Source organism: Methanolobus sp. WCC4 (assembly GCF_038022665.1).
Taxonomy (GTDB): Archaea; Halobacteriota; Methanosarcinia; order Methanosarcinales; family Methanosarcinaceae; genus Methanolobus.
This window is the reverse complement of sequence record NZ_CP150629.1, coordinates 2,154,394-2,171,486: the sequence shown is the minus strand read 5'-3', so window position 1 is coordinate 2,171,486 and position 17,093 is coordinate 2,154,394. Positions and strand designations below refer to the sequence as shown.

10 protein-coding genes are annotated in these 17,093 nt (G+C 41.2%); 5 read left to right on the top strand and 5 right to left on the bottom strand.

Translation table 11 applies throughout. The features are described from left to right. The first annotated feature begins 17 nt into the window (after window positions 1-17). Both V7O63_RS10260 and V7O63_RS10255 read left to right on the top strand, forming a co-directional pair. A complete protein-coding gene (locus tag V7O63_RS10260; RefSeq protein WP_340818419.1) occupies window positions 18-1,169 on the top strand; it encodes a hypothetical protein in 1,152 nt (383 codons plus the stop codon). Continuing rightward, window positions 1,169-2,266: a phosphate uptake regulator PhoU gene (locus V7O63_RS10255; RefSeq protein WP_340820835.1), complete on the top strand. Its 1,098-nt coding sequence runs from the start codon at window positions 1,169-1,171 to the stop codon at window positions 2,264-2,266. The genes V7O63_RS10260 and V7O63_RS10255 overlap by 1 nt, the downstream gene beginning before the upstream one ends. Here V7O63_RS10255 and V7O63_RS10250 read toward each other — a convergent pair. Both V7O63_RS10250 and V7O63_RS10245 read right to left on the bottom strand, forming a co-directional pair. Continuing rightward, a complete protein-coding gene (locus V7O63_RS10250) occupies window positions 2,234-2,638 on the bottom strand; it encodes a DUF5658 family protein (protein ID WP_340818418.1) in 405 nt (134 codons plus the stop codon). The two genes, V7O63_RS10255 and V7O63_RS10250, sit on opposite strands and share 33 nt — an antisense overlap. 255 nt (window positions 2,639-2,893) lie before the next feature. Then, the gene (locus V7O63_RS10245) at window positions 2,894-4,051 is read right to left on the bottom strand and encodes an LL-diaminopimelate aminotransferase (protein ID WP_340818417.1); all 1,158 of its coding nucleotides are present in this window, start codon (window positions 4,049-4,051) and stop codon (window positions 2,894-2,896) included. Between the two features lie 221 nt (window positions 4,052-4,272). On the opposite strand from V7O63_RS10245, the gene V7O63_RS10240 reads away from it, so the two are divergent. Next, a complete protein-coding gene (locus tag V7O63_RS10240; RefSeq protein ID WP_340818416.1) occupies window positions 4,273-6,207 on the top strand; it encodes an ATP-binding protein in 1,935 nt (644 codons plus the stop codon). Here V7O63_RS10240 and budA read toward each other — a convergent pair. After that, complete coding sequence (gene budA / locus V7O63_RS10235) at window positions 6,147-6,989, bottom strand: acetolactate decarboxylase (protein WP_340818415.1); 843 nt, start codon at window positions 6,987-6,989, stop codon at window positions 6,147-6,149. The genes V7O63_RS10240 and budA overlap by 61 nt on opposite strands. 185 nt (window positions 6,990-7,174) lie before the next feature. Continuing rightward, entirely contained in the window at window positions 7,175-7,654 is a 480-nt protein-coding gene (locus V7O63_RS10230) for a chemotaxis protein CheW (RefSeq protein ID WP_340818414.1), read from the bottom strand. A gap of 245 nt (window positions 7,655-7,899) precedes the next feature. On the opposite strand from V7O63_RS10230, the gene argH reads away from it, so the two are divergent. Both argH and gatD read left to right on the top strand, forming a co-directional pair. Then, entirely contained in the window at window positions 7,900-9,381 is a 1,482-nt protein-coding gene (gene argH / locus V7O63_RS10225) for an argininosuccinate lyase (protein ID WP_340818413.1), read from the top strand. Window positions 9,382-9,460: 79 nt separating this feature from the next. Next, complete coding sequence (gene gatD / locus V7O63_RS10220; protein ID WP_340818412.1) at window positions 9,461-10,714, top strand: Glu-tRNA(Gln) amidotransferase subunit GatD; 1,254 nt, start codon at window positions 9,461-9,463, stop codon at window positions 10,712-10,714. A 124-nt stretch (window positions 10,715-10,838) separates the two neighbouring features. On the opposite strand, the gene V7O63_RS10215 is transcribed toward gatD, so the two are convergent. After that, window positions 10,839-17,006: an S-layer protein domain-containing protein gene (locus tag V7O63_RS10215; RefSeq protein ID WP_340818411.1), complete on the bottom strand. Its 6,168-nt coding sequence runs from the start codon at window positions 17,004-17,006 to the stop codon at window positions 10,839-10,841. Between the last annotated feature and the right edge of the window lie 87 nt (window positions 17,007-17,093).

Sequence of the window (17,093 nt, the reverse complement as noted above, 5' to 3'; positions counted from 1 at the left end):
AAAGTATATAATCGCTAATGATCTTTTCACCAGAGATGGCTGGTAACGATATTGGATCATTTGTGAATAATGAACGCGGAGTTACTGTTGTTTTTGGAACTCTGTTGTTGATACTTGTTACGATAATCGCTGCCACAAGTGTAGCCTTCATTATTTCCACTACGGAAAAGCAGGCTATGGAAATTGAAAGCCATAAAACTGCTGTTGAGAATGAGGATCTCAGGATAATCTCCATCGAACCGGTAGGGGATGGATCAGGCTGGGAATCCATCGACCTTAAAGTTCTCAATCTCAATATAGATGATTCCTATATATCCGCAATCAATATCAATGGGGGATATTTCCTTCATTTCAAGGCATACGACAACGATGGCAATTTTGATGTCTACAGGGATTATCCTGCAATCTACAGTGCGAATCACAGGGTTGTCATTCCTGCTACAAAGAGCAAGACGATCCATCTTAATTTCTCGGACATCACTGTAACAGGTTCAGAGGTGATACCCGCCTCTTCCTCATGGACCAACAACAGTCTTGACTACACATATACCCTTGAAAAACATCCCTGGGAATCCTTTGGAGAGGTTGTATATGATCACAATGTCACTTTCGCTTCAAATGGAACAAAGTGCATAGGATCAGGCAATTTCTCAATAGACGATGAGAACAGGCAGATCACCTTTTATGGTAATAGTTCCGGTGGAAGTCTCACCAACACAGATGATTACAATATCTCTTATGGGATCGACTTCACTTCCTATGCGGGAGCTGCTCCTTCAGAGGATGAACCTCTCAAGGTAGAGATAATAACATCTTATATCAATGTCTTCAGGGAACTTTTCACCCCACCTATGCCGGTTGCTGAAGTTCAGTTCAAGGTGGAATACCTGCAAAGTGCCAATGGTACCCAGAGTCCTAATAGTTATCTGATCCTGGATGCATCGGATTCTATTGATACAGATGGCTTTATTACAAGTTACAAATGGGCTGTATGGAAGGATTCAGGAAATGTAACCCTCTATGATTATGATCTCTCGGGTATGGTTGTCAGGCCGGTTGGTATTGACCCGTATAATGACAGGAATATCACTATCGATCTGGAGATTACCGATGATGATGGTATGACATCAAGGCTCAGTCAGGTTTCAGGGAATCTGACAATCCTTTAATATTTTTAGTCCTATTTAATAGATTCAAAGGAAGGATTCACATTTCAGATAAAAGAAAGATCCAGCTGACAGGCGGTTCAACATATATCGTTTCCCTGCCCATTGATTGGGTAAGGGAAAGTGATCTCAGTGCAGGAGATACTGTGCTTCTGACAGTGAAACCTGACCGCTCACTTGTAATAACTCCTGATCAGGAAAAGCAGAAGAAGAATGCCCGTTCAAAGGTCGAGATGGTAGCATCCGAAGACCAGGAAGAGAATTTCAGGACACTTGTTGCCAATTATCTTGTTGGATATGATATTATCAGGATAGTTTCTCCAGGTGGTTTTACAGCCGCTGAACGTAAGTATCTGAAAGAGTCTGCGCGCAAACGTCTCATTGGCATTGAGATCGTTGAGGAATCCAGGACCGAGATCGTTCTCCAGAATCTCCTGAACTATCAGGACATTTCACTTGAAAAGTCCCTGCAGAGTATGTTCCGTATAATATCCTCTATGATGGAGGATACCATTGTTGCTTTAAGGGAAGACGATGTGGAACTTGCAACGGATATAGCCCAGAGGGACAATGATGTCGACAAATTCTATCTTTTAAGTGTCAGGCAGATAAAGGCCGCTCTTGATGATTCGGTACTTGCCCAGAAGTTGGGGATAAATAATTCAAAGGATTGCCTCGGATATCGCCTTATAATCAAGCTCATGGAACGCATTGGTGACCATGTTAATATAATAGCCCAGACCGTTGTCCAGATGGATGGACAAAAGAATGGTAGCGATGATATCATAGAGATGGGTGTCCTTTCACACAGGCTGTTCCAGGATTCTTTTAAGGCAGTACTCAACATTGATACTGACCTTGCGAACCATATAATCAGAACCTCCCGGATGTCATCTGCACTTGGGAACAAGATAATACAGAAGTCTGAAGGTTCGGAGAATACCTATTGTCTTTACGGGGAAAGGCAAAGAAAGATAATTGAGAGTTTTCAGCGTATATCCGAATATAGTGCGGATATAGCTGAAATGGTCATCAACATAAAGGCCACCCAGATAAAAGAGTCTCTTTCAGGAGAGGCCAAGGTACTCGAAAAGACTTGATCTCATTGATATTACCATCAGGTTATTGATCACAAGGACAAGTCCTAATAGGCTTACTCCGAGTCTTGACAGGTCCCACAGTCTTCTGGCATATGAATGGACGGACGCTCTGATCGAGTGATAGTTCCAGTAGATCACAAGAAGTATCAGCATCTTTACTATAAGTAGTGACCAGATCCCATGCTCAGCCATTATACTTGCAAGCATCCTGTTCTCCTCGAATCCGTATCCATTGCTCAGAGCATGGAATGTTGTCAGGAAGTCCCCTACTATGTATAGCAGGATAATGTATCTTGTATCATGCAGGAATTCGGATATCTCTTCTGTGCTGAACAATTCTTTATTGTTTTTATTGATACTTGTAGGGAGCATATTTGCATAGAAGCTTGCTCATATATATTGGTGGAATGTAGTTACTTCAGGGCGTTATGTTCATATTTTTCTTAAAATAAAATAAATAAAATTAAAATATATATTTTATTTTAAAATTATATGCTTCTATATACTAATTACGATCGGATCAGGGTATCCACTATGCAGTAAAACAAAATATGATGGCCAAAGGGAGAAGAAAACTAGAGACGAAAACTAAAAAAGAAAGAAAAAAGAAGATAAAAGCTTAGAATATCAGATATTCAGTTTGCTCATCCTCTGAACTGCCTCGTCGATCCTCTCAACGGAGCGTGTAAGTGCAAATCTGATGTAGCCTTCACCATAGGTTCCAAATCCAACACCTGGTGTTGCCACGATGCCTGCTTCCTCAAGCAGCAGTTTTGCGAATCCCATTGAGTCATAGCCTTCAGGTACAGGCGCCCAAACGTAGAATGTTGCCTTAGGTGGCTTGACATCTATTCCCATTTCTGTGAGTCCCTTCAGGAGTGCGTCCCTTCTTTCCTCATAGATCTTGTTCATATCAGTAACACATTGCTGGGAACTGGATAGTGCCGTGATACCTGCCATCTGGATAGCGTCGAAAGCACCGGAATCGATGTTTGATTTTACTTTACCGATGCCGGATATTATTTCCTTGTTACCTACTGCAAAGGCAAGTCTCCATCCTGTCATGTTGTAGGTCTTTGAGAGTGAGTAAAGCTCGATACCAACATCCATTGCACCGTCAACTTCCAGGAAGCTTGGTGCCTTGTAGCCGTCATAGGTCATTTCGGAGTATGCGTTGTCGTGGATGACCACGATGTCATTATCGCGGGCGAACTGTACGACCTCTTCAAAGAACTTCTTATCAGCGATCGCAGAAGTAGGGTTGTTAGGATAGTTCAGGAACATCAGCTTTGCTCTTTCAAGCTTGTCCTTTGGTATTGCATCAAAGTCCGGCAGGAAGTCATTCTCATCCAGAAGTGGCATGATATGTGCTTCGCCACCTGCGAACTCTGTACCGATCTTGTAGACCGGGTATGCAGGGTCAGGGCAGAGTGCGACATCTCCCGGGTTGATGAATGCCAGAGGTATGTGGGCTACTCCTTCCTTGGATCCGATAAGTGTGAGGGTCTCAGATGCAGGGTCAAGATCAAGGCCTCTTGTCTCCTTGCACCAATCTGCAGCAGCTTTCCTGAAGCTCATCATTCCTGTGTAGGATGGATATGTATGTGTTTCCGGGTTACGTACGGCTTCACACATTGAATCTACGATGTGGTCCGGAGTCGGGTGGTCAGGGTCGCCAACACCAAGATCGATAACGTCTACACCTTTTGCCTTTACTGCGGCCTTTGCTTCATCGATCGTTGCAAATAAGTATGGGGGTAATGAATTGATCCTGTCTGAATACATTTATTCACCTGTGGTTCAAGCATTTATGTGCCAGATGGCATTTATGAACTCATCTATTGCCCCTCATCTATTTAATAGCATAGTATCAGGAAGACTCTTTCCGCTACTTCTGAATTATTTCCATGATCATTTGAGCAACAAAATCTATTAATATAAATAATATATAATACAGTAATATATTAGTTACTTGTAAATATTATTGAATCTGGTGTGGGCAAAACTTGCAGGAAAAACAGGACCATATGGGAAAAAGAGAACGAGAGCTTGAATGCATCTACAGTATCTCTGATCTTTTCGACCTTCATATGCCCCTCAGGTCTTTACTGAAAGGCATAATACAAAGGCTGAAACCAGCTTTTCTTTACCCTGAGGTTGCAGAGCTATGCATAGTTCTGGATGGTGAGGTCCACAGGACCGAACATTATGAGAAGAACATATACACCCTGTCCAGTGATATCATCACTCACGGAAAGAAAAGAGGTTCTTTGCATGTATCCTATCGTGAGGAACGCCCTTTCCATGACATCGGTCCTTTCCTGAAAGAAGAACAGCGTCTATTGAATGTGATAACATCACGTCTTTGCAAAGTGATCGAAAGAAAACAGGTTGAGGAAGCTCTTTTAGATTCAGAGAAAAGGCACAGGTTGATATTCGATGCTTCACCTTTAGGTATCTTTGTAGAAAAAGGCGGAACTATAACCCACTGCAACAGAAGTTTCCTGAATATCTTCGGGGTAAAGAAAGCTGATGTCGTTGGTTCTGATATGTTCGATTACGTCAATGATGACAGTTTACATCGGCTCTTTGCAGGCTCTTTATCTGATACCGGTTCATTTTACGAGAATGAGTACTCTGCCCGTACATCTGGCAGGGAGATATTCTTAAGATCATACTATGTGCCTTTGCGTTCCCGTAATGACAATTCACTTGAGGGAGGCATCGGACTTATTGCTGATATAACAGCTACCAAGAACTCTGAAGAGGAACTCCAGAACCAGAAGGAACTCCTTACAAGTACTTTCAATGCCCTTCAGGACCTGATCGTTGTGGTTGACAGGGAAATGAATATAGTGACGAGTAACTGGAAGAGTGATCTCATATCCGCTCCCGGGGATGAGGACGCACATCCTCAGTTATGTGAATCCTTCACAGCAGACCTGATGCCCTGCGACCCCTGTCCTGTAAAAGAGGTATTCTCAACGGGTAATATGAAAGAGTTCGAGCATACGGGTCCTGTCGATGAGAGAGTAAGGGATTTCCGTATATTCCCTGTTTATGATACCAAAGGTGACGTAACAATGGCTGTAAGCCATATACGTGACATCACCGAACGTAAGCAGACAGAAAAGGCATTGAAGAGCTCTACATCCGAATTAGAAAAAGCGTATGATGAGCTTAAATCCCTCGATAAGTTAAAAGATGAGTTCCTTTCAAACCTTAGACATGAGATCAATACTCCTCTGACATCTATCAAAGGGTTCAGTGAACTTCTTTATGACGGTAGCCTGGGAGAATTGAACTCTGAACAGACATATGCTATCGAACGTGTTGTCACAAAGACGCGCAAGCTCCAGAATCTTATCGACTCTTTACTATTCCTCAGTACTGATCAGAACGGGACCATTCGCTATAATTTCGAACCGGTTGAGATCTCCTCTGTCCTTAACAAGACAGTGGATATGTTCTTTGATGCTATGAAAGAGAAAGGAATAAAGATCCGTGTGGACTATGCTTTCGACTCATGTTCAGTAGATGCCGACCGGACATATCTTCCCCAGGTATTCCTGAATCTGATGGACAATGCGGTGAAATTCACACCTTCGAACGGGACTGTCACTGTATCCGCTAATGTTGAGGGTGCAGGCATACATGTGGTAATTGGCGACACCGGTGTAGGTATCGCAGAAAATGATATTCCGGAACTTTTCCAGAAATTCCACCAGATAGACAGTTCTTCAACAAGGACCTATGGTGGCAACGGACTTGGACTCTACATCAGCAAGGTTATCGTGGAGAACCATAAGGGCAATATATGGATCGAAAGTGAAAAGGGAACAGGAACAGACGTCCATATTCATATTCCACTTAAACAGGATCAGTTCTCAGCTTCTTCCAGCTCTCCTTCAGTGTCCTGTGAAAAGCCCGTGCCAAGATAATTCTCATTCTCAGGCAGTTCAAGGTAGAACCCGTCTGTGCTGTCTATCTCTATTATTCCCGAATCGATCGTGTATTCCAGGATGTGTCCGCCACCTGTCCTGTCCTCTGTGATGAAATGCAGGTGATAACCCGGGACATTTATGCCGTCGATATATTCCGGCATCCAGTATCCGACGATCGTACCTCTGGTATCATTGAATTCAAAGACAGACTGGTCCTTTGTCACATCGACAAGTCTCGGATATGGCTTCTCCTGTGCTGCCACGCTACGTGTCTTCAAGTAACTGAGATTGCCGGTGATCTTTATGGCATACATTATGTTCTCGCTGGGCAAGAGGTCGGCTATGTGTTCTGCCATCTGCTGGTTATCCATCTGTTCACTGAATATATCCTCGATATCCGTCTCAAAGAAAGTAACAACAGCGAATGGTGATGTTGTGGTATCATCTACTTCATAGACATTGCCGTCTGCTTTGACCTGATAGATCACACCATCAAGTTCCAGCATTTCCCCGTCAAGATCATCAAAGGTACCAAGCCCGAAGTCTCCATGTTCTTTAAGTTCAGCAGAACTTACTTCTCCATCATATACTCCTTCCAGCAGGGCATTGATGATCGAGAATTGATATATTGTATCCGTTCCACCACTCATGACCTGTTCAGTAGTTTCAGATATGTCCTCAACGGTTCTATCTTCCTCTGCCTGTTCATTTATGCATCCGCATGCTATTGTTCCCAGGGTGATGACAATTAAAATGATGACTATGTCAAGTGTTCTCATTTGATTCCCTCTACAAAAAGTGGTTATGTTACTGATGCTATATATTCGTCCTGTTATCCTTGCATCTGCAAACAGGGTCTTATCCGGCTTTTGTTCATAGCACTACGTGTACCGGGATCGATGTATCTGAAAAAAAGTGATGATGACAAACCCTCAGGTCATTGTCATCTGTTGAATAATATATTTCAGGCTGCTGCAGCAGAATCGCCGACGATGTTCTCAAGGTTGAGCAGGATAAGTAATCTTTCATCCAGTTTACCGACACCTTTCAGGTACTCTGCATTGATCTTCTGTGAGATGATCTCAGGTGTCTGCTCGATGCTGGAACCCTTTAGGCGTATTACTTCACTGACTGAGTCAACGACCAGTCCTACAACGGTACCTTCTATGTCCACAACAACGATCCTTGATTCGTCCGTGATATCCTGTTCCGGCATTCCAAAGCGTTTGTCAAGGTCCATGACAACTATTATCTTTCCTCTAAGGTTGATCACACCTTTGATATAATCAGGTGACTTTGGGATCCTTGTTATATCAGGCATTCGGATTATTTCCTGAACCTGCATGATATTGATGCCGAATTCTTCTACACCCAGGTTGAATATCACAAGTTGATTAAGTTCATCATCTATATTATCTGCGTAACTATCATTCTCGTTAGTCAAAATTTCACCTCAATGAAGCAGGACGTATTAGCACAGTACGACCAGCAATAATTATTATTTCTATTATTATATTCAAGTTAGTATAAATAGCTTCTCTTGAAAGGTAAAGGTTCCATACTAAAGCCTGATGACAGTTTGCGAACTATTAAAAAACCGATCCTTATTTAAGTATCCAGACCAATACCACGCTACCAATCAGGGTTACTTCTAATTACATATTACATTTTATAATCACGAGGGTTCAAATGAGCGATATTTTACGTAGAGGCCGCTTGTCTTCAACACCTGATGAAGATATGCTCGATTTCACATCATCTATGTCTGCTGACAAATGGATATTCGAGGCCGATATCCTTGTGGACATGGCTCATACGGTCATGCTGCATGAGCAGGGAATTATCAAAGAACAGGATTGCAGCAGCATCCTTACAGGGCTTTTGAAGATAAAGGAAGAGGGTATCGAAAAACTGGATCACGGTTATGAGGATATCCATATCTCACTTGAGTCCAGGCTTATAGATATAGTAGGTGAGGATACAGGTGGCAGGATGCACTCCGGTCGCTCCCGTAACGATGAGGTTGCAACCTGTATCAGGATAAGGTTAAGGGATGAGCTTCTGTCCCTTATGGAAGAGCTTCTCGGACTTCGCAAAGCACTTATTGACAGAGCATCAGAGAACACAGAGACACTGATGCCTGGATTCACACACCTGCAACATGCTCAGCCAACCACATTCGCACATCATCTTGTGGCCCATTCCGATGCGATTGGCAGGGATATTGAGCGCATTATCAGTGCATTCTCAAGGGTGAACAAATGTCCGCTTGGTTCTGCAGCCTTTGCTTCTACAGGTTTTGATCTTGACCGTGAAAGGACACGTACACTTCTCGGGTTCGATGACATGCTCGGTAACTCCATGGATGCTGTAAGCACCCGTGATTTCCTGATAGAATCCGTGTCTGCTATGGCAAATATCATGGTGAACCTCAGCAAGATGGCAGAGGAGATCATCATCTGGTCAAGTTCCGAGTTCTCTTTCGTGGAGCTTGATGATATGTATGCTTCCACTTCATCCATCATGCCACAGAAGAAGAACCCGGACTCTGCTGAACTCGTCAGGGGCAAGGCAGGAACGGTTATCGGTTCACTTATGGCATTACTCTCTCTCTGTAAGGCACTTCCACTGAGCTACAACCGTGACCTCCAGGAGGCAACACCGAATATGTGGCGTGCAGTGGAGACCACAAGAGGTGCTGTCCGTATAACAAAAGGCATGATAGCCACCATGAAGGTCAACACAGAAAGCATGGCTGAGAAGTCTGTTCTTGGTTTCACCACAGCAACGGAACTTGCAGACACCATGGTAAGGGCAGGAGGTATCCCGTTCAGGACAGCCCACCAGATTGTTGGTGTGCTGGCACGTGGTGACGGAGATCCTACACTGGAAGAGATAGATGAGGTCGCGAAGGACGTTATCGGTGAGACCCTGAGCAGCAGGGGACTTACAGCAGAGATGGTAAAGGAAGCTCTTGACCCTGTACTGAACATCAACAGAAGGGCTATCACAGGTGGTCCTGCACCTGTTGAGATGGAAAGAGCGATCAAGATACGTATGGAAGAGCTTGAAAGCACAAAGACGGATATTGCCGGATTGAACAAGGGAATCGAGGATTCACTGAAGGTTCTGTTCAGTGTGGTTGAAGGCTATACCGGAAAAGATGTTTGAACGCTTACCTATCATATACATATATTACTACTAACACTACAATCACAATTCTTACAGTTATTACAATCAAGGGATTATCATGGACTTCGAAGAAGGTGACAGGGTAAAGGTCGAAAAGGCAGGTGTGGAATACGAAGGTATCCTCATGCCGAGCACGACCGGTCATATTATCGTAAAGATGGTCAGTGGATACAATGCAGGTATAGAACCTGAGGGTGCCACTGTCACAGTAGTACAGAAGAAACAGGATATGGAAGCTATCACAAAGGCAGCCGCTAAAGCTGAAGTAAAACCAAAGAAGGGTCTTCCGAAGGTGTCCATCCTGTCAACTGGCGGAACAATTGCCAGTAAGATCGACTACAGGACAGGTGCTGTGACCTCACAGTTCTCTGCTGACGATATCCTGCAGGCAATCCCTGAACTCACAGAGATAGCCAATTTCAGCGGTAAGGCCATCTACAACATCCTTTCCGAGAACATGAAGGCTGATTACTGGCAGGAGCTTGCAAGGGCTGTTGTTGAAGAGATCAAGAACGGTGCCGATGGTATCATCATTGCTCACGGTACTGACACAATGATGTACTCCGCTGCTGCATTGTCCTTTATGATCGATACTCCTGTGCCAATCGTTTTCGTAGGTTCACAGAGGAGTGCTGACAGGCCAAGCAGTGACAATGCCATGAATGCTATCTGTGCTGCAAAGGTCGCTGTGAGTGATATTGCAGAAGTGACCGTTGTTATGCACAGTGAGTCATCAGACGATAAGTGCTCAATCCACCGTGCCACCAAGGTTCGTAAGATGCACACATCCAGAAGGGATGCTTTCAGGTCCGTCAACTCAGAACCGGTAGGTTATGTGGACTATGCAACAGGTGAGATTACGACCGGTCTGTCCTACACAAAGAGGAATGAGAAGGAACTTGCACTCATGGATTCACTCGAACCAAAGTGCGCTCTTGTTAAATTCACGCCGGGTTCAAGTCCTGATATCCTCGGCTATTTCATCGATGCAGGTTACAAAGGCATCGTCATAGAAGGAACAGGTCTCGGCCACGTATCCACTGACTGGATACCACAGATCGAGAGAGCCACATCACAGAAGATCCCGGTCATCGTCACTTCCCAGTGTCTCAACGGCAGGATATGCGACAGGGTATATGACACAGGCAGGGATATCTTAAAAGCAGGAGCAATTGAAGGCGAGGATATGCTTCCAGAGGTTGCACTTGTTAAGATGATGTGGACCCTTGGTCAGATACAGAATTATGATGATGCAGTTGATATACTCAAACAGGATATCAGGTGCGAGATCAATGAGAGGAGCCTTGAGTAGAGGTTCCAGTATTTCTTTTTTGAAATCGAATAATTAAAGGATTCTCTTTTATTTTCACCAGGAAATTACATTTTTGAAGACCGGAGTTTTAAGTTGCTCAGAAAATAAGAAAGGGATCAGGAACTCAGTTCCTTCTCCTTAGTACCAAAGCAACCAAAGCATACACAGTAATGGAAGCTGTTATTCCCAATCCGGGTGTACTCTTCTGTTCTGTTGAACTTGAATTTTCAGATTCACTTATAGCAGGATCATTTTCTGTATTATCCTGCAGACTGTAGCTAACATCGGTCTTTCCTGCAGTATCTAATGCTTTTCCTGTTATAGCAAAAGCAGAGAATCCTGAAGTTTCAGAGACAAAATAGAAGTATTTGTCATCCTCATCTACTTTCTGTGTTGTTAGCTCATTCCATATATTATCATTATATCTGCATAAACAGATGGATGATCCCTGAATATTGTTCTCTTCAATCCAGGTCTTTTCTACTTTGAACTTAACCTGTACATCCTTTATATTTGCAGGCGTTGCAAATCCAGTCTTTCCAATCCAGACATTAATGTTCTTGTAGACTTCACCGGAAGGTTCTACGTCTACAAATGAGGATCTGCCTTTCAGTACTTCAATAGTCGCAGAGATTGTTCCTGCATTTTTAAGTGCAATGAACTTTATGGATTCAACAGGGTTGACATCTTCCTTGAAGTTGTATGTTGTTTCCATGTCCTTGTTAACATTTTCCCGGACAACTTCTTTTTTGAGGATATTTTCATAGGCTTCCCCTGTACTGCCGCCTCCACCGCCACCTCCTCCTGAGGAGGAACTACCTGATGAACTTGCATCTATAGTATTCGATAGTGGAATATTTGCATTCATGTTCCAGGTTTGCACTATAGTCTCATCTGAGTTTTCTGCCTGTACTGTTACAGTATATGGGTCTGTAGAGGTAGGTGTGTATGAGAAACTGGCCCACATGCATGAATCATTGGTCTGGATCTCAACGTCATTTACAATCCATGTAAGATCAGATACTTTGCTTGTAGTGACTTCAAAGATTAAACAGGTATCTGATTCAGATGTCAGTTCATCCCTGCCCGGACTCAGGGTTCTAAATTCCAGTGTAGGAGTGGTGATATGCATAAATGGATAGAATCTGACCTCGTCATCATCTGCAACACTGAAATAAAGATTCTCTGTTACGTTGATACTGGAACCCTTTGATAACAGCATATCATTTCCATTAAGCAAGGTAATACCACCTGTAGAAATGCTGCTTAGCGTCATTTGTCCGAACGTATCACCAATAGACAGGAAAGTACATTCGTCTGAAATCTGGAATAAACCTTCAACATGTGCATCGTTACTTCCATTCTCAGCAGAGATATTATTGAAGTGAACTGCTATGATAGGCACGTCATTGATAGATTGGATATCAGTTCTGTAGATGTAATCATGATTTGCATACACCTCGGCAGTATCGACCTTTGAGCCATCCTTTATGAGGGACAGGTTAAGAAGGCTATTGTTTGTATCTATATAAAGGACTTCAAGTTCGTATCCATTCTCGAGGATCAGCATAGAATTATTGTAAAGGACATATTCATCATTAGAATCAATAAGGACTCTGGATAACCTGTTAGTTGAAAGCAGGTTTGTAGCGTTCAGCTCAAACCCGGTTGACCCGGTGTAAGATGCAAGGTATTTTTCACCAAGGAATCCAATGGCAGAATATTCACCCCATTCATCATGCCTGAAATCCACATTTGCAGGGCTGGTCTGGTATATCAGGTTTCTATTCTCTATCTCGCTATCAGAAATATTAGCCACAAGTGTTTCTGTTCCACCATTATCACTAAACCCATGATAGAACCCTTCGAAGTTTACAGGAGTCCATTCAGAGATGGCAGCATTTTCTGAAATAGTTCCACGAACTTCGCATGTGCTGGAATCCCCAGGTTCTTCCACAAGGCAGAATTCCAGTTCATCTTTGTCTGCTACCATAAAGGAATATTTGTCTGTAAGCTCAACGATGGAATTTCGTTCAAGCTCGATTGAATTTGGATTTGTCATTTCGAGGTGATCTGCTGTAATTTTGGATACCTGCATTTCACCAAAGTTATCGCCTACATTTATTTCGACAATATTTTCGAAGTCAATCAGCCACAAGCCCTCAATAACGGTTATTCCGTTACCATCCTTCTGCTGAATTATATCAGTTACTTTCATTTTCATGACAATAACATCATCTTCACCAGCAAGATCTTTATCATAGACCCACATCTCATTATTTAATACATTAATAACTTCATCTTCAAGGAACTCTCCGTTTTTAGATAATTCAATCCATACTTTTTCTCCTTCAACATCGATTCCTTTTGGAGTGATCTCATAACCACTTGGAAGGTAAAGACTTTGCTTTGTCTCTAATACAATATTTTCGTTAGTATCAATAACTAATTTTGCAGTCTTATTGAGGGTATTCTCACTAATTGGAACATATCTTTCTCCAAAAAGCCCAATACAATCGTAGTAACCTTCTATATTGCTGCTTTCATATTCAATTGGCATTCTTCTGGAGGCATACACAGTTCCATTTGTCTCGATCAAAGTCCCATTAATATAAGAACCACCGAATATTGTAAGCGTTTCAGTTGAAATACCTTTATCTATATCGTAAAAGAAACCGGCAAAACCTGATGAATTAATTTTAATCGAGTCTGTGTCATTGTAGCCAATGATATCAGTAAGATCAAGTCCATTGTAGTTCTGACTTCTGATCCTGAAGGTGTCTTTCTCAGTAGTTGTAATGCTTATATCATCACCAGAAATATCAGGGTTCTCTATAATTCTATTTATGGTGACAATATTGTTGTTCTCTCCAGTAAAAACGTTCTCTAACTGGAACCTGACAATCGTCAGTTCAGTTCCATCTATTGTTCTGTTGAGGTAGTAGTAGTCTCCAACATCCAGAATAAATTCATCATATAATTCTCCGTCTTTGTCCAGAGAGAACATAGCTTTTTTATTGTTGATGCCTGTTGAAACTAAACTAATGCTATAGCCATTATCCCATTCCAATGTACTTCCAGCTTCAACTATACTTTTGTCATTAAGAGCCACTGTACCTGTGTCAGAATTAACCTGATAGTCCAAATTGAATTCAATGTAGTCTTCAAAATTCCCGTTGAATATCTTTGATGAATTAATCGTAATTATTGTTTTGATAGTTCCATTTATAGATTCCAGCCTTTCGTAATTGTAAATGCTGTTCTCATCAATAATGTCACGATCAACTACAATACCATTCTTTTCAATTGTTACCAATGCTTTTTTGTCAGATATCTCTTCAATACCAATAGCATATCCATTATTAAGTTCCCAGAGTTCACCTGACCTGATCAGTACAAAGGAATCAGTATCAACTGTACCTTCATCGGAGTAGAGTGTATAGTTGCTTGAAAATTCTACATATTCTTCTGGGATCGAATTAAACACATTGAAAATTGGTATCTCAATAATTGTCTCAATGTTGTCTGTTGTTTCATTTGTTCTCTGATATCTATAGATAGTATTGCTGTTGATAATACGTTCATCCACTATTGTGCCATCCTTGTCAAGGGAAATTATACAATAATCTTCTTTTTCATCAACTCCGACAATAGATAATGAGTAACCACTTCCAAGAGTCCATATATCTCCAAGTCCCAGCAATTTTACAGGATTAGTATCTAATGTGCCTGCATCTGAATATTGCTGTAGTTCTTCAATGACAACTAGACTATCAATTTGCCCTTGGAAGATGTCTGATACATATACTTTGATAATGTTCTGTTCAATTCCATTAATAGACCTGTTGTAACAGTAATAACTTTCAGCTGGTACAATTCGTTGGTCCACAAGTTCTTCGTTTTTACTCAGGTTAAGCAGGGCTTTATCTCCAGTAGTATCTACACTCGAAAGTGTTAGAGAATATCCATCTTTTAGTTCCCATGTTAGTCCAGAACGAAGTGTTATCAAATATACAGAACAATGCCATTCCTTCTGGCATGTTTCATTCCCGTTTGAAGCTACTGCCTTAATAGAATGACTTGAACGTGAAGATATGTTGTTTATCAAAGAATCAAACGTGTAATTTGATGAGGTTACATTGTTATCAGTTTGAACCAAATTGTTGTCCAAATACCATTCAATTGTACAATTGTACGGCATGTTCACATTAAAGTCCGTAGTTCCTCCAATTATTACAGAACAGTCCCCTGCAGGCTCAATGTTTATAAACTCAAAAGGATGCTCAGTCACAATCCATGTCCATTGTTTTTCAGCATATCCATTCTCATTCTTTGCAGTTACTTTCAGGTTATGGATTCCAATTTTTGCACTGGTATTGATATATGAAGCAGTTGTTACCGATGTGTTTGTGTAAAGTATTACATCATCCAGAACCCAGGTGACATCTGCCTCCTGATTTAATTCTACATTGAATGTTGTTATATTTCCGTTGTAAGATTCAGGATTAATAGTCGCCGGACTAAAAGAATTAAAAGTTAATGCGTTTAGTGGCGTTATCTCAGTGTATGGATAGTAACGTAGGTCATTATCATCTGCTACCCTGAATGCGTAATTCTCTGTAATTTCAATAACTGAATTTTGGAAAAGAGTTACATTTTCAGTATTTTCCATTTTTAGATGATTAGCTCCTATCTCTGAAACAGTTAGTTTTCCAAAAGAGTCACCAATATTAATATCAATACAATTCTCCTCATCCCTTAACCAGATACCATCAATTGTTGTTTGATTATGGGACATATTGCTAAAGTGTACTCGTAAAATATCGATGTCATCTTCTGTTGAAATATCATCCTTATAAACAAGTGTAGCACCATTGTCACCTACGCTTAGAATTTCACTGTCTATTCGTTCACTATCCTTGAATAGGTAGAGTAACATCATTTTAACTGTGTTGTTGGTAGCTTCTAATGAAACTGCATAGCCACCACCTATCTCCACTGGCTCTTCAACGGTAAGCAAGTGTTTTTCGTCTTTATCAATAAGTAGTTCTGTCAATTTATTCGGAGTATCGCTCCGAAGAGGCACATACATCTCCCCAAATAATCCCATGACCGGATATTTTGCAGGAAACTCTGCAGGGTCCAAATCACTATAATTTGCTTTGAAATCAACTTCCTGAATAGTGCTTGTGTATTCAAGGTTCCCTTCTTCTATCATCCTGTCATCAAGGCTGATGACTTCAAGTTTTTCAGAACCGATGTTACTATCCATATTATAATAGAAACCTGCGAAATTCAAAGGTGTCCAGGTAAAAGTGTCATTTTCTGCAACAGTACCTCTCAAATAGTATGTGTTTCCTGTCTCTTTGTTTACAAAGGGTGCAAATCTGAGATTATCATCATCAGCAACTTTTAAGCATATATCACCCATTAATTGAATGATGTTACCTTTTGACAGGTTAATTTGATTATCATTTTCCATTCCGATACCATTATCAGAATAATAAGTGAGTTCCATTTCAGAGTACAAATCACCTTCTTCTAACAACAAATAATCCTCTGATACCTGGAATATACCATTGACAAATACAGGATTTGTTTCATTTCCATGAGTAATATTATTGAAGTGAACTACTATAATTGGTACATCGTTATTTCTGAGATTGATCTCATATACGTAGTCGTCATCTGCTGCCACAATACCGGTATCCAGAAGTTCCCCATCTTTTTCAAGTGTGATAAATGCACGAGATCCACTGGTATCGACTTCTACAAGATTCAGTATATATCCGTTTTCAAGGAGAATTGGAGAGCTGGAATTGAATGGTACATTTCTGTTATCATCAATTAGGATCTTTGTAATTATACCATCAGGTATCAGACTTGCCTCGTCACCAGGAAATTTTGTATCACTGGTATAGCCCGAAAAGTATTTCTCTCCAATAAACCCGATTACCTGATATGAACCCCAGTCACCATGTTTAAAATCGATGTTAATAGGAATTGTTGAATATTCAAGGTCTCCTTCTTCTATAATTCTGTCACAACAGTTATCCATATTTATTGTCATTGATTCGGAGTAATTGCCGGAATCCAGATCATAGTAAAAACCCGAAAATGTTCTGGCATCCCATGTGTATGTATTTGAAGAAGCTGTGTTTTCGTCCCACACAAAGTTACTGGGTTTAGCTGTTGTTTCAGAAAAATTGTTCGCTGATGCAACTCCCATGGATGCAACTAGCAATAAAACTAGCATTAATACGTTTTTTAAGTTCAAAGTACCACCACTCATGCTGTTGAATCCTGGAAAATTTGATTGTCAATTTTAACATGAATTCAATCATTAGTTCAAATATATTTAACTGTTCTACATGCAACT

What these genes read in the sequence shown, in the direction of transcription:
- V7O63_RS10245 (WP_340818417.1), bottom strand. Translation starts at nt 4,051, where the DNA reads ATGTATTCAGACAGGATCAATTCATTACCCCCATACTTATTTGCAACG.
- V7O63_RS10250 (WP_340818418.1), bottom strand. Translation starts at nt 2,638, where the DNA reads ATGCTCCCTACAAGTATCAATAAAAACAATAAAGAATTGTTCAGCACA.
- argH (WP_340818413.1), top strand. Translation starts at nt 7,900, where the DNA reads ATGAGCGATATTTTACGTAGAGGCCGCTTGTCTTCAACACCTGATGAA.
- gatD (WP_340818412.1), top strand. Translation starts at nt 9,461, where the DNA reads ATGGACTTCGAAGAAGGTGACAGGGTAAAGGTCGAAAAGGCAGGTGTG.
- budA (WP_340818415.1), bottom strand. Translation starts at nt 6,989, where the DNA reads ATGAGAACACTTGACATAGTCATCATTTTAATTGTCATCACCCTGGGA.
- V7O63_RS10260 (WP_340818419.1), top strand. Translation starts at nt 18, where the DNA reads ATGATCTTTTCACCAGAGATGGCTGGTAACGATATTGGATCATTTGTG.
- V7O63_RS10215 (WP_340818411.1), bottom strand. Translation starts at nt 17,006, where the DNA reads ATGAGTGGTGGTACTTTGAACTTAAAAAACGTATTAATGCTAGTTTTA.